The organism is Roseburia sp. OM03-7AC (genome assembly GCF_003462625.1).
Taxonomy (GTDB): domain Bacteria; phylum Bacillota; class Clostridia; order Lachnospirales; family Lachnospiraceae; genus Roseburia_C; species Roseburia_C amylophila.
Genome location: NZ_QTZJ01000001.1, coordinates 17,171 through 31,932, shown reverse-complemented (window position 1 = coordinate 31,932; position 14,762 = coordinate 17,171). Strand labels below are relative to the sequence as shown.

The 14,762-nt window shown below is 32.7% G+C and carries 18 protein-coding genes and 1 pseudogene; all 19 read right to left on the bottom strand.

The window, feature by feature from the left end; translation table 11 throughout:
• Position 1 precedes the first annotated feature (1 nt).
• Positions 2 to 961 (bottom strand): hypothetical protein, encoded by a 960-nt coding sequence (locus tag DXB39_RS00205; RefSeq protein ID WP_117842034.1) that lies wholly within the window; start codon positions 959 to 961, stop codon positions 2 to 4.
• A gap of 593 nt (positions 962 to 1,554) precedes the next feature.
• A complete protein-coding gene (locus DXB39_RS00200; protein ID WP_117842037.1) occupies positions 1,555 to 2,955 on the bottom strand; it encodes an SseB family protein in 1,401 nt (466 codons plus the stop codon).
• 24 nt (positions 2,956 to 2,979) lie between these two features.
• Positions 2,980 to 3,492, bottom strand: coding sequence for a hypothetical protein (locus DXB39_RS00195; protein ID WP_117842038.1), 513 nt, complete (start codon positions 3,490 to 3,492; stop codon positions 2,980 to 2,982).
• Between the two features lie 13 nt (positions 3,493 to 3,505).
• Entirely contained in the window at positions 3,506 to 3,787 is a 282-nt protein-coding gene (locus DXB39_RS00190) for a hypothetical protein (RefSeq protein ID WP_147340198.1), read from the bottom strand.
• A gap of 286 nt (positions 3,788 to 4,073) precedes the next feature.
• Positions 4,074 to 4,709 carry a hypothetical protein gene (locus tag DXB39_RS00185; RefSeq protein ID WP_117842039.1) on the bottom strand — a complete coding sequence of 212 codons (636 nt, stop codon included), beginning with the start codon at positions 4,707 to 4,709 and terminating at the stop codon, positions 4,074 to 4,076.
• 100 nt (positions 4,710 to 4,809) lie between these two features.
• Positions 4,810 to 5,448: a hypothetical protein gene (locus tag DXB39_RS00180; protein WP_117842040.1), complete on the bottom strand. Its 639-nt coding sequence runs from the start codon at positions 5,446 to 5,448 to the stop codon at positions 4,810 to 4,812.
• Between the two features lie 93 nt (positions 5,449 to 5,541).
• Complete coding sequence (locus DXB39_RS14710) at positions 5,542 to 5,706, bottom strand: hypothetical protein (RefSeq protein WP_158565926.1); 165 nt, start codon at positions 5,704 to 5,706, stop codon at positions 5,542 to 5,544.
• A 31-nt stretch (positions 5,707 to 5,737) separates the two neighbouring features.
• Positions 5,738 to 6,181, bottom strand: coding sequence for a hypothetical protein (locus tag DXB39_RS00175; RefSeq protein ID WP_117842041.1), 444 nt, complete (start codon positions 6,179 to 6,181; stop codon positions 5,738 to 5,740).
• A gap of 23 nt (positions 6,182 to 6,204) precedes the next feature.
• Positions 6,205 to 7,578, bottom strand: coding sequence for a hypothetical protein (locus DXB39_RS00170; protein ID WP_117842042.1), 1,374 nt, complete (start codon positions 7,576 to 7,578; stop codon positions 6,205 to 6,207).
• Positions 7,579 to 7,755: 177 nt separating this feature from the next.
• Entirely contained in the window at positions 7,756 to 8,223 is a 468-nt protein-coding gene (locus DXB39_RS00165) for a hypothetical protein (RefSeq protein ID WP_117842043.1), read from the bottom strand.
• A gap of 31 nt (positions 8,224 to 8,254) precedes the next feature.
• Positions 8,255 to 8,893 carry a hypothetical protein gene (locus DXB39_RS00160; protein ID WP_117842044.1) on the bottom strand — a complete coding sequence of 213 codons (639 nt, stop codon included), beginning with the start codon at positions 8,891 to 8,893 and terminating at the stop codon, positions 8,255 to 8,257.
• A gap of 50 nt (positions 8,894 to 8,943) precedes the next feature.
• Positions 8,944 to 9,366, bottom strand: a complete 423-nt coding sequence (locus tag DXB39_RS00155) for a hypothetical protein (RefSeq protein WP_147339152.1) — start codon at positions 9,364 to 9,366, stop codon at positions 8,944 to 8,946.
• Positions 9,367 to 9,527: 161 nt separating this feature from the next.
• Positions 9,528 to 10,250, bottom strand: a complete 723-nt coding sequence (locus tag DXB39_RS00150; RefSeq protein WP_243006036.1) for a hypothetical protein — start codon at positions 10,248 to 10,250, stop codon at positions 9,528 to 9,530.
• A gap of 33 nt (positions 10,251 to 10,283) precedes the next feature.
• Positions 10,284 to 10,439 (bottom strand): annotated as a pseudogene (locus DXB39_RS15315) (RHS repeat-associated core domain-containing protein); the annotation flags it as partial.
• Between the two features lie 549 nt (positions 10,440 to 10,988).
• Positions 10,989 to 11,687 carry a hypothetical protein gene (locus tag DXB39_RS00145; protein ID WP_117842047.1) on the bottom strand — a complete coding sequence of 233 codons (699 nt, stop codon included), beginning with the start codon at positions 11,685 to 11,687 and terminating at the stop codon, positions 10,989 to 10,991.
• 63 nt (positions 11,688 to 11,750) lie between these two features.
• Positions 11,751 to 12,461 (bottom strand): hypothetical protein, encoded by a 711-nt coding sequence (locus DXB39_RS00140; protein WP_117842048.1) that lies wholly within the window; start codon positions 12,459 to 12,461, stop codon positions 11,751 to 11,753.
• A 48-nt stretch (positions 12,462 to 12,509) separates the two neighbouring features.
• Positions 12,510 to 13,211: a hypothetical protein gene (locus tag DXB39_RS00135; protein WP_117901596.1), complete on the bottom strand. Its 702-nt coding sequence runs from the start codon at positions 13,209 to 13,211 to the stop codon at positions 12,510 to 12,512.
• Positions 13,212 to 13,303: 92 nt separating this feature from the next.
• Positions 13,304 to 13,996 carry a hypothetical protein gene (locus tag DXB39_RS00130; RefSeq protein WP_117901595.1) on the bottom strand — a complete coding sequence of 231 codons (693 nt, stop codon included), beginning with the start codon at positions 13,994 to 13,996 and terminating at the stop codon, positions 13,304 to 13,306.
• Between the two features lie 40 nt (positions 13,997 to 14,036).
• On the bottom strand, positions 14,037 to 14,747 hold the full coding sequence (locus DXB39_RS00125; protein ID WP_117842051.1) for a hypothetical protein: 711 nt from the start codon (positions 14,745 to 14,747) through the stop codon (positions 14,037 to 14,039).
• Between the last annotated feature and the right edge of the window lie 15 nt (positions 14,748 to 14,762).

Here is a 14,762-nt window from a genome sequence, read left to right as displayed (position 1 = left end):
GTTAAATTTTTAAGTTGAACACAGGTGTTAGCTTGTCAACAATAACTCCTTTTTTATATTCGTTGCACCATTTATAGGCAGAATCGCCTCTATAATAAAAAGGCATATCAATAATATTATTGGTCAACATCTTTGATTTGTTGGTATATGTCACTATATAATTATTAGCAGACCCATTACATTTTTCGGAACTGATAACAGAAGATAATGCATATCCCCCGCCATGAGGAGCACAAAACAATATTTTATTAGGGGATATTTCAACTGGTTCATTTATATTAGTTATAGGTAAATCTTCTTCTGGCGATAACATAATTGGGCACATAAAAGGAAGATTATCTGCATATGCTCCTAGGAGGATTGTTCCCATATCCATAAAGCCTTCATGCGTACGATGAAATAAGATTTGTGCTTCAGGAAACAATTCTTTTAAAATTAGTTCACGGTAATACATAGACTTTTTTTCAAAATACAAATATTTATTATAATATAAAGAGGCGTCATCATTTTTTAAAAAATGAAAAGGTGTGCCTAAGATATCAATGCTGCAAACCTTTGCCATTAAATCGTCATTTTTTTCGCTATATAAGGACTTTTTTGCAAAAGAGAAAGAACCATGTATTAAGAAGTAATATGTATTTTTCTTTGCGTTATAATAAAGTCCAAAGAAATGATTACGCTTATTAAAATCATTTGGATTAATATCATCATATGAATTTATAATCTCTAAATATTTTTTTTGGATTTGTTCAATATCGTAATCCTGATTTGGGACTTCTGCAAAAATAATACCACAACAATTTGGCCGAAAATCAATTGGTATAAATGGTATAGTCTGCCCTATATTGATAATACATCCATACGGGAACCCTGCATTCCAGCGTAGAGCGTTTCTTGTATAAGTGAAATCAGGCAATGCAATGAAAAAATTGTTTGAAATATCTAAGTCCAATTTTTCCATACAGATATTTAAACGCGTAAGCCCTATAATCCCATGTTCTTTTGCTATATTAGCAGTAGCATCTTTAGTACTTAAGTCTATAAAATGTTTTATAGATTCATTATAATATTTAATATTTTGTTTAATAGTTTATCCCTCTTTTCTATTAGCAATTAGTAACTTAAATTTTAATTTTCGGTACATGTTATAGATAATTTACAATTGTTTACATCCTTATTGCTCGGCATAACACCCACATCTAAAACAACACAAAGAAAAAAATCTTATTATCTAGCAGCTCTATGAAATTCAACAGATAATACCGGATTATCCATCATTTTCATATCAACCAGACCCCTCAACGATTTCTCTCCACTCATCTGGCTATTATTGAATACAAATTTTCCAAATACACAAATAAACACTGAACTATATTTCACAGCATCAGTTACACTACCTATGTATTTTAGTTTAGTCTCAAATGGGGATAACTGTTGGAGAATTCCAACATATTTGAATTATGTGATATTTGTACTAACTATCGCTTATAACTCATACTCCCATTCATCAAATTACTTTTTCTGTTAATAGATTACTCTCTTTGTCATTTCTTGTCAATTATTTTGTTGGAAATCTTTCTCAAAGGACTGCATTTCCCGGAACATTTCCTTGTCTACATAGCAGCCGGCTTTCTCATGCTCCGTCAGATTGATGGCACAGTCAAACTGGTCAATGATTCCTTCTATCGACTGTACCATTCCTTTCCAGCCATCCCCCATAGCATCCTGCAGCCGCTTCCAGTCCGTATACATTCTGACCGCTGCATTATTGTGCTTTCCTTCTATAGTCGGAAGTGAAATCTGCATATCCTTTTTCAGTACTGTCATGCCATTTTCATCCGGCTCCGGAAAATCTTCTGACGTTTTAGTTGGAATAATAAACCTGGCTTTTGTCATTTCTATGGACAGAAATCTAAAATATAATTTGTAAATAAGTTTCTGCTCGTCTGTTGCCGGCTGTCCAAGCTGGGCAATCAGAAGCATCCATCTTACCAGGTCAGGGTTGGTAACCGGAATGCTAATTTCCGGTATATTGCTGTAGTCCGGCTCCGGAACAAATTCCGGTGCTGCTATTGCCGTATTTTCATTTACCACTTTGACTCCACAGGCACCGTTCATATAAAAACAGTATCCAAGGAAATTGTAAATTGCCTTATGGGAATCATCGTTTTTAATCTCTCTGATTTCATACCGTTCTTCTGGAAATCTGACTTTAAACATATCCTTATATGCCTTAGTCAGAATCCAGATATCAGGTGGTGTACACATATATGTGCCATCCTGTCGGTCTACTGTCTGGGAAAAAAGTGCCGGCTCTCCTGTGATTTTACTGTATACGCAATAAATAGCAGGTGCTTCCAATACCTTTTGAACAAGGGCTTTTGCAATTACACCAATCCTCTTTCGGACTTCTTCTTTTTCAGCATCATCCTTTGCCGGAATTACTTTCGTTTTATACCACGCATACAAACGCCAGATTTCTGAACAATCCGTAATGCTTAACTCATCAAGTTCTTTCTGTGAAAGTACCAGTTGTTTTGACGATACATAAGTATCTCCCAGACCAGAAATATAGGCATCATGTACTTCTTCTACAGTTGTCGCTCTTGAATATATCATTGTTCCGCATTTTATCGGATAAGTTCCAGTCTGCTCCAATTTCAATCCTACCCGACAGTTTTCTGCTTCACGCACAGTTTTTCCCTGTCCAACTTCTATTCCGAGCACTACTGTCACCAGTATTTCTCCATCATCATCCGAAAAATTACTCATGTAGACAGCATCACCCACCTGTATTTTTCCCTTCAGTTCACCTACAACCACGATATCATCTGTATTTCTAAGGCGGAACTTATCCTGTACTTTTAATACACACTTTCTTGCTGCTTCTTTGGAACTATTTTCCACTGCATTATCTTTATTCTTAAAAAGATGTAACTTTTCCCTGATTCCCATTGCAACCGGCTCCTTTTCGTTGTTCTAATTGTTCTGCTGTCTATCTATGATATATTCCAGCATTTTTCTCGCATTAGCTTTTTTCATTTGAAGTTCAAACAGTCTTTCCTTTTTTTCATTAAAAAACAGATATGCCACATTTCCCGGCATTGCACTAACCCCGGTGATTTGCCCGATTGGGATATTTTTTAGTTTTCTTTCTGCATAGTAAAATACTTCATTTTTCTTTATAAATACTGCCGAATATGTAAAATGCTGACACAAAAATGTTGCAAAACCAAGTTGAACCATACAGCAGCAAAAAAGAAATAGAAATAGTGACGCTATTTCTAATGAAAATAACAGAATCACCCATTCCAAAACGCTAATTATATAAAACAGAATTCCAAATATCCATATTATTTTTTTATCCCCTACATAGATAAATGCTTCTGCTTTATTATTTTTCTGCTCTTTCTTACATTCAAGCATAAACTTTAAATCAAAAATTCCTATTACAAATGCTAAAATTATTAATATAATTAAAAAATATTTCATACTATCACCTCGTCTAAAATAATCCTATAAAATCCGCCAGTATTAAATATAATGCATACCATATTCCAAAAGCTAAAACTGAAAAACAACTAAAATACAGTAGAATTTTTTCTCTTTTCTCTTCTGCATTTTTTGCCATATCAAATATTCCAATTCCAGCAGCCCAAAACAGAACTCCCAAAAGAAACTTTAACCAATAAATGCATATTATTTCTCTATTTAATGGCATCAATAAATAAAAAACGACTCCAATAATATCAACTACCTGTACACCTATCGCATACATCAACCCCATAATCGAAATTTCTCCATAAGAATGCCACAACCAGGTAAATACATATAAGAATCGATTATCTATCCAAATTTTTCTTCTGCCTGACGGTTTTTCTGAAAACCTAACTATAAACCACATCCAGACAGAAAACATAATACATTTTATGAATAAGTGCATTTTCTTTATCACCTCGTCTGTAAAAACTCTACTACCTTATTCCTTTTTTCTAAAAAGAATCGATATTCTGTTCCATTTCTTTTAACTATGTTTATCTGATTTGTAAAAATACCAAACAACTTTTCCTCTTCTAATTCTCTCCTCCCATATCCGAAATAATATATATCACCTTTGCTCCAAATAATTTCTTCATTTCTTCTTCAAAATTTAAATATACGGTTTTAGCTATATATACCTCTCCGGTAAAATTCATTAAAAACTTGTCCATATTATTTTTATAAATGAAACCATATTTAGAACAATTCTTGTATAATTGATGTTCAACCTTCAGTGTATTTAGTTCTTTTCTATCTTTAACCAATAATCCCGCATCAATTTCTTCAAAAAAGAGTGTTATCCACGGACAATGAACGAATTTGCCATTTTTATATATATTTACTCTTAAATTTCGTCGATAAAGATAGATATTGGATATTATAACTGACTTCACTTCAGATAAATCTTTCTTTCGTCTTTTAAAATTATGATAATAAACTATTTTCTCATCCTGAATGTAATATCCATCTATGAAGAACCCGATTCCATAAACTAATAAGAACGCAATCCCTACGTATTCAAGCAGGACAAGAATTGACACAATTCCATATCTGTCACCAGCAAGTTTTAATATAACAATTATTCCTAAAATTAGACCACAATATATTGCCAGCCCTCTCATTACATTGTGATATACTACTGAAATATAATATTTTTGTTTATTCATCATCTGTTTTCACCAGCTCTAATCACTAATTTTAAAATGAACTATACTCTTGTTCCACCTACAGTTTTGTATACTCTGTCATTTTTATCAAGGCAAAATGTTTCTACTTTTTATTAACCCGTTCATATTTTCTGAAATAATAATACATCATACCAGCATCGACCCACAAAGAGGTGAACATTGCAAGTGCAAAAAGTAGTACAACTACAATTGCATATGTCTCATTTTGACCCATGCTTTCCAGTTTCGACCCGGTTTGGTTTCTGCATAATCTTAGTGTCATAAAAGTCATTATTGCAACTGATGCGGCAATTTCTTTACCATTTGATCCTTTTTTCTTTCCGTTTTCATACCATCCGTCATGTATTCGTTTTCTTACTAACCAAAAGCGTCCAAAATAACACAATGCAATCAGTATTGTTCCCACTATTCCTATCATTAAATAATTATTTGGTTTTCTCATTAACCCAATAAAGCACCATCCATCTACTAAAAAAATCAGCCCTAAAATTTCTCCATGAACAAAACTGCAAAATACACTTCCATATTTTTTCCTCTCCATCCTCCAACAAAGAATCAGAAGACAAATTTCTATTATGGTACAGACTGCCAATACCTTCCATGAATTCAATATTTGCACCCCTAAAAAGATAATTGTTATTAGGAAAAATCCTATCTGATCATTCCATAAATTAGCTTCGTATTTCTTTTTTGTCTTTAAAAAAGCCTGTATTTTTTCCATTGTATCCTGCCCCTCTTGGCGATGCCTCTATCTCCTTCTAACTATTCACAGAAGTTTGTGCTTCAAATACATTTCCATCCCATTCATCATAATTCAAATAATATGTATTGACTTTGTTGCTGCTCTTTCATCTATTTCATTTTTAAAATTTAGATATAGCGACTTTGTAATATATATATTTCCTGTGTATTTTTCCATTATTTCATCAATTACATCTTTCTGGTAGATAAGGCCCACTTTTTGTTTACTCTTTTGCATTTGTTCTCCTAACCTCTCCGCATGCAATTTTTCAGTTTACCGGCTCTAAATATTCACAAATTTCCATTACTAAATAAGCAATGGATGCAATCATAAAACAAATGGATAATATAAAGTATTTGATTTTTTCTTTCATTTCTTCTTGTTTTTTCCACTCTGCAAAGCATTCCACTGTCGCAGCCACACATGCAAAAAATATTTGAAAAGCTCCCCAAAAAAAGCATACCGTTGATGCTTTTGCATTAAGCAAATAGATAGAAAATAATGCCACACCAATTAGCATTTCATAACTCACACAAACAACCATGGAAAAAATTGTCGTTTGATTGTAAACTGCTACTGGAAATAGAAACAAATTCCTTATTTTCCCATTAATCACTATTCTCCTAAATCTCTCATCACAGTTTCTCACTCTACATGCTAAAATCATTACAATTGTTGTAATTATTAACATAATAATATATCTGTTCTGCATTGCTTAATTTTTCTCCCTTGAATTTATACACCTTTATACTCCCTTTGAATATCGTCCAAATATTTATATAGATACTTAATAGGCTCTATATTAAAAGTCTTATTCACTATATAGCATAAAAAAATACACAAAGAATCCATTACTAAAGCCATACAAACAAATAATGCTTTCTCCGTAAAAACCATATCCTGACTAAAAAGTGCAACTATCCCCAACATCATTGCCAATACCGCAATTATAATATAACCTGTCATAAAGGAGATATAGAATGCTTGAGCAAATGTAATTTTTTTCTTAATATTTAAAGTATTACCATTACTCTCTATACTCCATTTTGCACTCTTTATATACCAATTCTCAGTTCCCTTACATAAATAAAGTATCTTCTTATTGTTTTTTTCTTCGTATATCATAAATCGCTCTTTTGCTACTTGCACTTTGCCGTTATTTGGGAGACTAGTAAAATCTATTTTTCGCTCTGGCTTTTTCGTTTCATCAACTGTATCATTCTCCTTTTCTGCAGCCACTTTCGCATCTGTTCCAATTTCTTCTATACGCTCTTTTCTGCTTGCCAACAGCATTTCCTGCACATTTACTAATTCTCTTTTTGAATTTGCTGTACATTCTAATATCGATATTTCTTTCCCCTTAAATTTGACTTGTACTCTATTACTTTTTTCTATAACAATTTCCAAATCTTCTTTTATACCAAAATTTTCTTTTCGATACTTATGATATGTAACAATTCCATTCTTAAAAATGAATAATTTCTGGTGTGCATACATTCCGTTAATGAATACCAGAACATACGCAACCCATACAGAAACTTTCCATATTTTCTCAACAGATTTTGTATAGCCCCCTGTAAGGCAGCCTACCAATATAAGCAAACATACAGATGTTACAAATGCCTGCAGCAAAAGCAAAATTGAGTATTCCCTTCCCCATAAATAGATTTCGGTATACTCTTTCTTTTCCTTCACTCTTTTTGTTAATGTTCGTAACACCCTTTTTTCTATCATAACAAATAACATAATAATAATTACTATCCAAATAAATGCTATTTTTCCTTTATAATTCGAAAATATCACTCCCGTAAGCATAGCAGATTCTTTTGGCATTGCAGCAGACTTTTCTTTCAATATATTCGGTATCCATAGAATGTCCGGCATAATCACCTTTCCCAAAATGCCAATCATAATTATCCCGGATATTCCTCCAACCCACTTAGAAAAAATTCTGACTCCTCTTGGTGATACCTCTATCTCTTTTTGACTATTTCGAAAAGTTTGCACTTCAAATATAATTCCGCCATTGGCTTTACATAAAATTATTATCCATCCTAAAAGAGCAATCACTTCCATACAATAAATAACAAAAGCATAATATGTTGCCATCTCCATTCATCCCCTTGCCGCTTGTCCTAATGTATTTGCATTTTTCTTTATCAGCGGGTAAACAATTCCATATGTTCTTTCTGTTTTTCTGATAAAGCATGCTCTTCATCCATTATACATATCTCCATATATTTCACTCTAAACATCCTTGTTCTTCTCCCTTGAATTCATTCCGCGCTATACTCCTGTTCCACATGCAATTTTATATACTCTGTCATTTTCATCAAAATAGAATGATGTTGAATAAATACCATTTTGAACCGCATATTCGTTTTCTTCCTCATTACTTAAAGTTTCCTTTAATCCATATGCCAGCATAACTTCTTTTTTTGATGAGCCTACCCCAATTTGCAGTATTCCAAATCGAATATCAGGATCCGTAATTCTAACACTTTCCATATAATTTCCAATAAAGGTATATTCTATATCTTCAAATTTAATATCCTCGCAGTTTCCATATAGTTTTTCTCTGCTAACAGGGTCACCTTCTTTTTCTAAAATTTCCTGTTTGCTTTGACGGAAAAAACAATTAAAATCATGTAATCCATATGTACCGTATTTCATTTTAAGAAATATAACTAATACTATAAAAATAAGAACAATAATACTTATAACTACCTTTGCTCTTCTTTTACTCTTTACCATCTTTTTTCCCCCATTCTATAAAAGTAATGTTTTAATTACTATTTTCATTTCTGGATTTATAAAAGTCTGGTCTCACAATTATATCTACTTTTACAAATGCACTTATAAATGCTGCAACCATCATTACAATCATAATACAACACCAAAAAAATACTGAACTTTTTTGTTTTCCTAATGCATTGAATAATACTGCTCCTCTGCGTCCAAAAAATCGTCTTCCTACCACACACAAACACGTTAATAAAAATAAACTCATTGTTTCTATAATTTTTAACGTACTTCTTACATTTTTATTTTTTATTACTATTTTTCCAGTTGTTAATAATGCCCCCCAAATTCCCAATATTATAGAAATCACATAACTTATAATACAAATTGCTGTGCTTTTTTCAGGCGGCAAATTTCCCTGCACCATTATTTGTATCAAAAGTCCCAGCGAAATAAATAAACATATATGTGCATTGTATTTTCTATAATCATATTCTTTTCTTATAAATGAAACTACTGCCCCCAAAATAATAAAAGCTATTACACACACTGCTATACATGCTGTAAAGCCCATATTGGCTCCACGATAATAACTCTCATATGCTCCACCTAAACAGAACAAAACATATGAAAAAATTCCTGCTCCTGTTTGTTTTAAAATTGCTTTGCCCTTTTTCACCATAGCCTCATCTCCATATTGAAGTCTGCAACTGACCAAGTCACCTTTTAACATCATCTGGTAAACAATTCCATATGTTCTTTCTGTTTTTCTGATAAAGCATGCTCTTCATCCATTATACATATCTCCATATATTTCAAGTCTCCCTTTATATAAAACATAATGTATACCTGATAATCTTCATCCTGCCCTTTTTCTACCGAAGAGAAATAATAAATTATATAAGATGGTTTCTCCGTATTTCCTGCGGTCACATCTCCCCACAGGAATCCTACTCCATCCTGGATTCCCTCTAATATCTGACTGAATGAATTTGCTGACTTTAACTTTTTTAAATCCTCTTCATCCAGGAAAGTTATCAAGCTGCTTTCATCAACATTGGACAATTCAATTCCATAAATCATATAGGTGTTTTCCTTTGATTGTATCAGAAATTCATTATCCGTTTTGTAACGCTCAGACTCTTCACTATTCATATATTCCTTCGGTATGCTTGCAGCAACCTGTGACAAATGTATCTGATAATACTGCACATAATGTTTACTTATTAAAGTATATATTAAAATAATTGTCCAAAAAATTGCTATTTCTATTGAAAAACAACGAAATCTTTTCATGAGTTGCTCTTTCCTGTTTTTTATTCTAAGCATCCTTGTTCTTCTCCTTCCCACAAACTATTCCACCATTCAAATATATTACCTGAACAGACTGTCCAAGTGTTAGACATAGTTACATGACCAGATGCCAAAGTACCCTCTTCCCCTAGTCCAACACTTATATATCCTCCATTATGTTTTACATCTCCATTATCATCACACGCTTGCCATGCGCCTCCGCCAATGATTAAACCTTCACCTATTGTTCCACCTTCCTCTAACCCATAACCATTCAATTCACTTATTGCCTGTGCCTTGTACACCCCAAAAAAAATACTTCCATTTCCGGATTGACCGATTTCTGCTCCAGTTCCACCAGAAACCTGTAATGCAATATTACCATTTAAATCCCACACAACTTGCACACTTCCACTCATATATGCTCCAGCCCCAATACTTCCTGATAATCCCAGCACACCAATTGGAATATCTTTTTCACTATCAGCATTTTTATTCGTATTATTACTCTCATTATCATTATTACTTGCTTTTTCCTGCTCATTGATTTCATTCATCGGGATTTCTAATATTTTCTTAATATCATACTCCTCTGGAATTGAATTCTCCTCTTTGTTCATTCCACCCAAAAATTCGTCAGGAAAATCTATCAAGCTTTTTTCTTCCGACTTACTTTTTCCTATATTATTAAACTCGTCTACTATATTCATTACTGGTGCCATTCCATTCAAATCAACCAAATCCAACGGTCTGTTCCAGCAATAGTTATAATGGTTCATTGTATATGGTGCAGCAATATGTCCCTTTATAAAGTCTTCACTGATAAATCTGCCAACTCCAGCATCATATCGTCTTGCCTGTGCAAAGTATAGTACACCAACGCTGTCCATCTGATAACCGGTAAATCCGAAGCTTTGTAAAGAATCTTTAAAGATATCTTTTGCCGTCCTGATATCATTACCAAATTCGTCAAATCCGTAGACCTCCTCGCTTCTTCTGCCTTTCCATCTTTAATTAAATTTCTTACAACACTCTGCTGCATTTGGTCTAATCGTTCCCTGTCAGCCTCCAGTGTTGTTCTTAATTTTTCTATATCAAGATTTCCACCATTCGGATTAATATTATCTGCTAAGTCTGTAAAATATGTAATTATTGCATTTCCTGCCGTTACCAGTCCGGCAACTGTTCCGATATATCTGGTATCAACTTGCTGTACATCTGAAAAAATTTGCTCAATCTCTTCTTTTGTTGTAGAATGCTTGCTTATAATATTCTGATAATATCCTTCCATATTATCCAAATAGTCTGAAATACCAAGTTTGCTCAACCAGTCCTGTCCCGCCTAATTAAACTCTCCTTTTCCATTCCCAATTGTTTCCCATACACCGGAAGCAATAACATCATCAACATATTGCATTAACAGTTCTTTTGCCCCTGGTGAAAAATCTCTCATCATATTTTTCTCTCCCATTCAATTTCATTTTTTACAGGTTGTCCCAGGTTTCTTCTGTTATAGAAAACACCTCTTTCGGATAATCAATGTTTACCAACTCTCCTCCTGTAGATAAATCCTTTGCAACAACATGAATTGACCACTCTGCATTCCCATTTAATATCTGATACATTTCTAAATTAAAAAATATAATCATTAGTTCTGCCGTAAATGTAAGTCCGTTTGCCTTCTGAGCTACCTGACAATTAACTTCGGTATAATCATCCGAAACCGATATTTTATACAATTCATCTTCATCTGTTTTTTCTAATTCATTACTAATATTTTCTTCGGCTTTCTTTATCCATTTTTCCTTTTGTTTTTCATTCAACTCTATAATAATGTTCTTTTCTTCATCCAAATATATATACTGGCAATACTCAGTTGCTCCACGTATTTCTTTTATAAAATCTGTTGCATTCGTATATATAGCTGTAATTTCAAATTTCTGTAATCCTGTGTTATCGTAATTTTTGTAATAATTCTTCGTCAAATCATAATTTTCATTTATTTTTTTTATTTCCATTCCAAACGGATTTTCATCTGCACTTAATATAATTGTATCCTCTTCTTCTCCTGTTTCTGTTTTTTCCGGTACTGTCTGCACCCTTTTATGTATTACAAGTGCTGCCACAATTCCTATTACCAATATGGCTATTACTATAATTCCTGCTATGTTTTTCTTCTTCATTCTTATTTTCTCCACTTTCTTATGATAATACCACTGAAGTTGCTATTGATACTCCACCTATTTTTACAAGTTGTCCCAGGTTTCAATTGATAAGTTATAATCCTCATCTGGGAATTTTATATTTTCCAATTCCTTTCCTGTTTCCATATCAGTTACGATAATCTGTAATGACCAGTCTTTGTTTCCATTCAGCACCTGATATATTTCTGAATCATATGTTAATGTCATAAGTAAACCCGAATGTATCGTGGCGATATTTTGATGGTTTAATATTTCTTTTGACACTTCCATATATAGCGTTTTACAATCATCACTAATATTAAAACGATATAGCTCTTCATCCTGACTTTGCTCTATTACCCGTTTCATATCTTTTTCTGTCAATTCCAGCCAATTTTTTCGCTGCTGCTCTGTTATCTCTGCAACCAGTCCCTCTTCTTTACTTTCATATCCATATTGGCAATATCCGGATTCTCTCATCTCGGCAATATACGTCCTTTTATCTGTAAAAATAACTGGAATGATATACTTTTGTAGTCCTGTATTGTCATAATCTTTATAATAATTTCTTGTCAAATCATAGTCTTCATTTATCTTTTTTATCTCTATTCCAAACGGATTCTCATCTGCACTTAATACTACTGTCTCCGGTTCTTCCCCGACCTGTGATTTTTCCGGCACCATCTGCATCTTTTTATATACTATCAGTGCAGCCACTATTCCAATTGCAAACAATGCTATAATGATTATCCCCACTACATTTTTCTTTTTCATTATTATGTATCTTCACTTTCCTATCTTTTGTATAAAATAATTACCATTTTACATATTGTCCCAATTTTCAATAGATATATGATATCCCTCTTCCGGGAAATTTATATTCATTAATTCACCACCTGTTTCTAAATCTTTTCCAACAATGTGTATTGCCCAATCTGTTTTTCCATTCAATACCTGATATATTTCAGAATCATATATCAATGACATAACGAGTGCTGTATGTGTTGTTGTTTTTCCATTTAGTATTTCTTTTGAAATTTCCAATTGAAGTTCTTCATAGTTACGAGTAAATTTAAAACTATAAAAACCTTCTTCACCTTGTCCTATAATTCTATTGATATCATTTACTGTATAATTAAGCCAATCTTCTTTCTGCTGCTCTGTCATTTCTGCTATTATATTATCTCCCTCATCTATATAACCATATTGACAATATCCTGATTCCCTTAACTCGGCAATATATGTCCTTTCATCTATTGCAATATTAGGTATAACAAATTTCTCCAATCCCTTATTATCATAATTTTTATAATAATTTTTTGTCAGATCATAATTTTCATTTATCTTTTTTATCTCTACTCCGAACGGATTCTCATCCGCACTTAATACTACTGTCTCCGGTTCTTCCCCAACCTTTGGCTGTTCCAATGCTGTCTGTTCTCTTTTATACTGCATCAGCGCTGCAGCTATTCCGATTACAAATAATACTATAATGATTATTCCTACTATGTTTTTCTTTTTCATTCTTCTTTTCCTTCTAAAGTATATAATTGTTATATTTCAAACCTTTCGCTTATCTTTAATAAACTAAGATTATTCTGTTACTGCATTTTATTTTATTCATCCCACATTTCTGCTGACAAATTCCATTCTTCCTTAGGGAAATTGATATTAGAAAGTTCTCGCCCCGTTTCAAAATCTTTTGTCACTATATTAACTGTCCAATTATCGTTTCCATTAAGTATCTGATATATTTCAATCTCCTCCAGCAAACGCATTATATTATCCATAACTTTCGTAGCATGTGCATTAATTGATACATCAGCTTCAATCATCGTATAATTCTCTGATACAGCAAATTTATACAAATCTTCTCCATCAGCCGATAATACTGTTTTATGAATAACCGCCTCTGTATTGCCAATCCAATCTTCTTTCTGCTGCTCTGTCATTTCTGCTATTATATTATCTTCCTCATCTATATAACCATATTGACAATATCCTGATTCCCTTAACTCGGCAATATATGTCCTTTCATCTATTGCAATATTAGGTATAACAAATTTCTCCAATCCATTATTATCATAATTTTTATAATAATTTTTTGTCAGATCATAATTTTCATTTATCTTTTTTATCTCTACTCCGAACGGATTCTCATCCGCACTTAATACTACTGTCTCCGGTTCTTCCCTGACCTCTGGCTGTTCCAATGCTGTCTGTTCCCTTTTATACTGCATCAATGCTGCAGCTATTCCGATTACAAATAATGCTATAATAATTATCCCTACTATGTTTTTCTTTTTCATTTTTCTTTTCCTTCTATATTTTCAAAATATATGTTCCTTATCATTCGTTTGTTTTTACTTTTTCCCACATATCTGGTGATAGACGAAATTTTTCTTTTGGAAATTGAATATTCATCATCTCTTTCTGTGTCTCCATATCATTTACCATAATATGAATCGACCAATTCTCATTGCCATTAAAAATCTGATATAGTTCAGAATCATAAATTAATACTATTAGTGCTTCTCCCATTTCATCAATCAATGCACTTTGGTCTATATCCAACTTGATAACTGTATAATCATCTTCAACTGTAAATTTATATAGCTCTTCGCTTTCCAGTGAATTCAACTCTTTATCAATTTCATCTATGGCTCTGTCAATCCATTCTTCTTTTTGCTTTTGAGTCATCTCAATATATACTACTTGCTCTTCTTCATCTAGCCAGGCATACTTGCAATATCCTGATTTCCGCAATTCTACGATATATTCTCTTTCATTTGTAAAAATCCCTGTTATTTTAAATTCTTCCAATCCTGTATCATCGTAATTTTTATAATAATCCCTTGTCAGGTCATAATTTTCATTTATCTTTTTTATTTCTACTCCGAACGGATTCTCATCCGTACTTAATACTACTGTCTCCGGTTCTTCCCCAACCTTTGGCTGTTCCAATGCTGTCTGTTCTCTTTTATACTGCATCAGCGCTGCAGCTATTCCGATTACAAATAATACTATAATGATTATTCTTACTATGTTTTTCTTTTTCATTTTTCTTTTCCTAAT

Excerpts from the sequence above, each read along its gene's own strand:
- DXB39_RS00205 (WP_117842034.1), bottom strand. The coding sequence starts at position 961 with ATGGAAAAATTGGACTTAGATATTTCAAACAATTTTTTCATTGCATTG.
- DXB39_RS00200 (WP_117842037.1), bottom strand. The coding sequence starts at position 2,955 with ATGGGAATCAGGGAAAAGTTACATCTTTTTAAGAATAAAGATAATGCA.
- DXB39_RS00195 (WP_117842038.1), bottom strand. The coding sequence starts at position 3,492 with ATGAAATATTTTTTAATTATATTAATAATTTTAGCATTTGTAATAGGA.
- DXB39_RS00190 (WP_147340198.1), bottom strand. The coding sequence starts at position 3,787 with ATGGGGTTGATGTATGCGATAGGTGTACAGGTAGTTGATATTATTGGA.
- DXB39_RS00185 (WP_117842039.1), bottom strand. The coding sequence starts at position 4,709 with ATGATGAATAAACAAAAATATTATATTTCAGTAGTATATCACAATGTA.
- DXB39_RS00180 (WP_117842040.1), bottom strand. The coding sequence starts at position 5,448 with ATGGAAAAAATACAGGCTTTTTTAAAGACAAAAAAGAAATACGAAGCT.
- DXB39_RS14710 (WP_158565926.1), bottom strand. The coding sequence starts at position 5,706 with ATGCAAAAGAGTAAACAAAAAGTGGGCCTTATCTACCAGAAAGATGTA.
- DXB39_RS00175 (WP_117842041.1), bottom strand. The coding sequence starts at position 6,181 with ATGCAGAACAGATATATTATTATGTTAATAATTACAACAATTGTAATG.
- DXB39_RS00170 (WP_117842042.1), bottom strand. The coding sequence starts at position 7,578 with ATGGCAACATATTATGCTTTTGTTATTTATTGTATGGAAGTGATTGCT.
- DXB39_RS00165 (WP_117842043.1), bottom strand. The coding sequence starts at position 8,223 with ATGGTAAAGAGTAAAAGAAGAGCAAAGGTAGTTATAAGTATTATTGTT.
- DXB39_RS00160 (WP_117842044.1), bottom strand. The coding sequence starts at position 8,893 with ATGGTGAAAAAGGGCAAAGCAATTTTAAAACAAACAGGAGCAGGAATT.
- DXB39_RS00155 (WP_147339152.1), bottom strand. The coding sequence starts at position 9,366 with ATGAATAGTGAAGAGTCTGAGCGTTACAAAACGGATAATGAATTTCTG.
- DXB39_RS00145 (WP_117842047.1), bottom strand. The coding sequence starts at position 11,687 with ATGAAGAAGAAAAACATAGCAGGAATTATAGTAATAGCCATATTGGTA.
- DXB39_RS00140 (WP_117842048.1), bottom strand. The coding sequence starts at position 12,461 with ATGAAAAAGAAAAATGTAGTGGGGATAATCATTATAGCATTGTTTGCA.
- DXB39_RS00135 (WP_117901596.1), bottom strand. The coding sequence starts at position 13,211 with ATGAAAAAGAAAAACATAGTAGGAATAATCATTATAGTATTATTTGTA.
- DXB39_RS00130 (WP_117901595.1), bottom strand. The coding sequence starts at position 13,996 with ATGAAAAAGAAAAACATAGTAGGGATAATTATTATAGCATTATTTGTA.
- DXB39_RS00125 (WP_117842051.1), bottom strand. The coding sequence starts at position 14,747 with ATGAAAAAGAAAAACATAGTAAGAATAATCATTATAGTATTATTTGTA.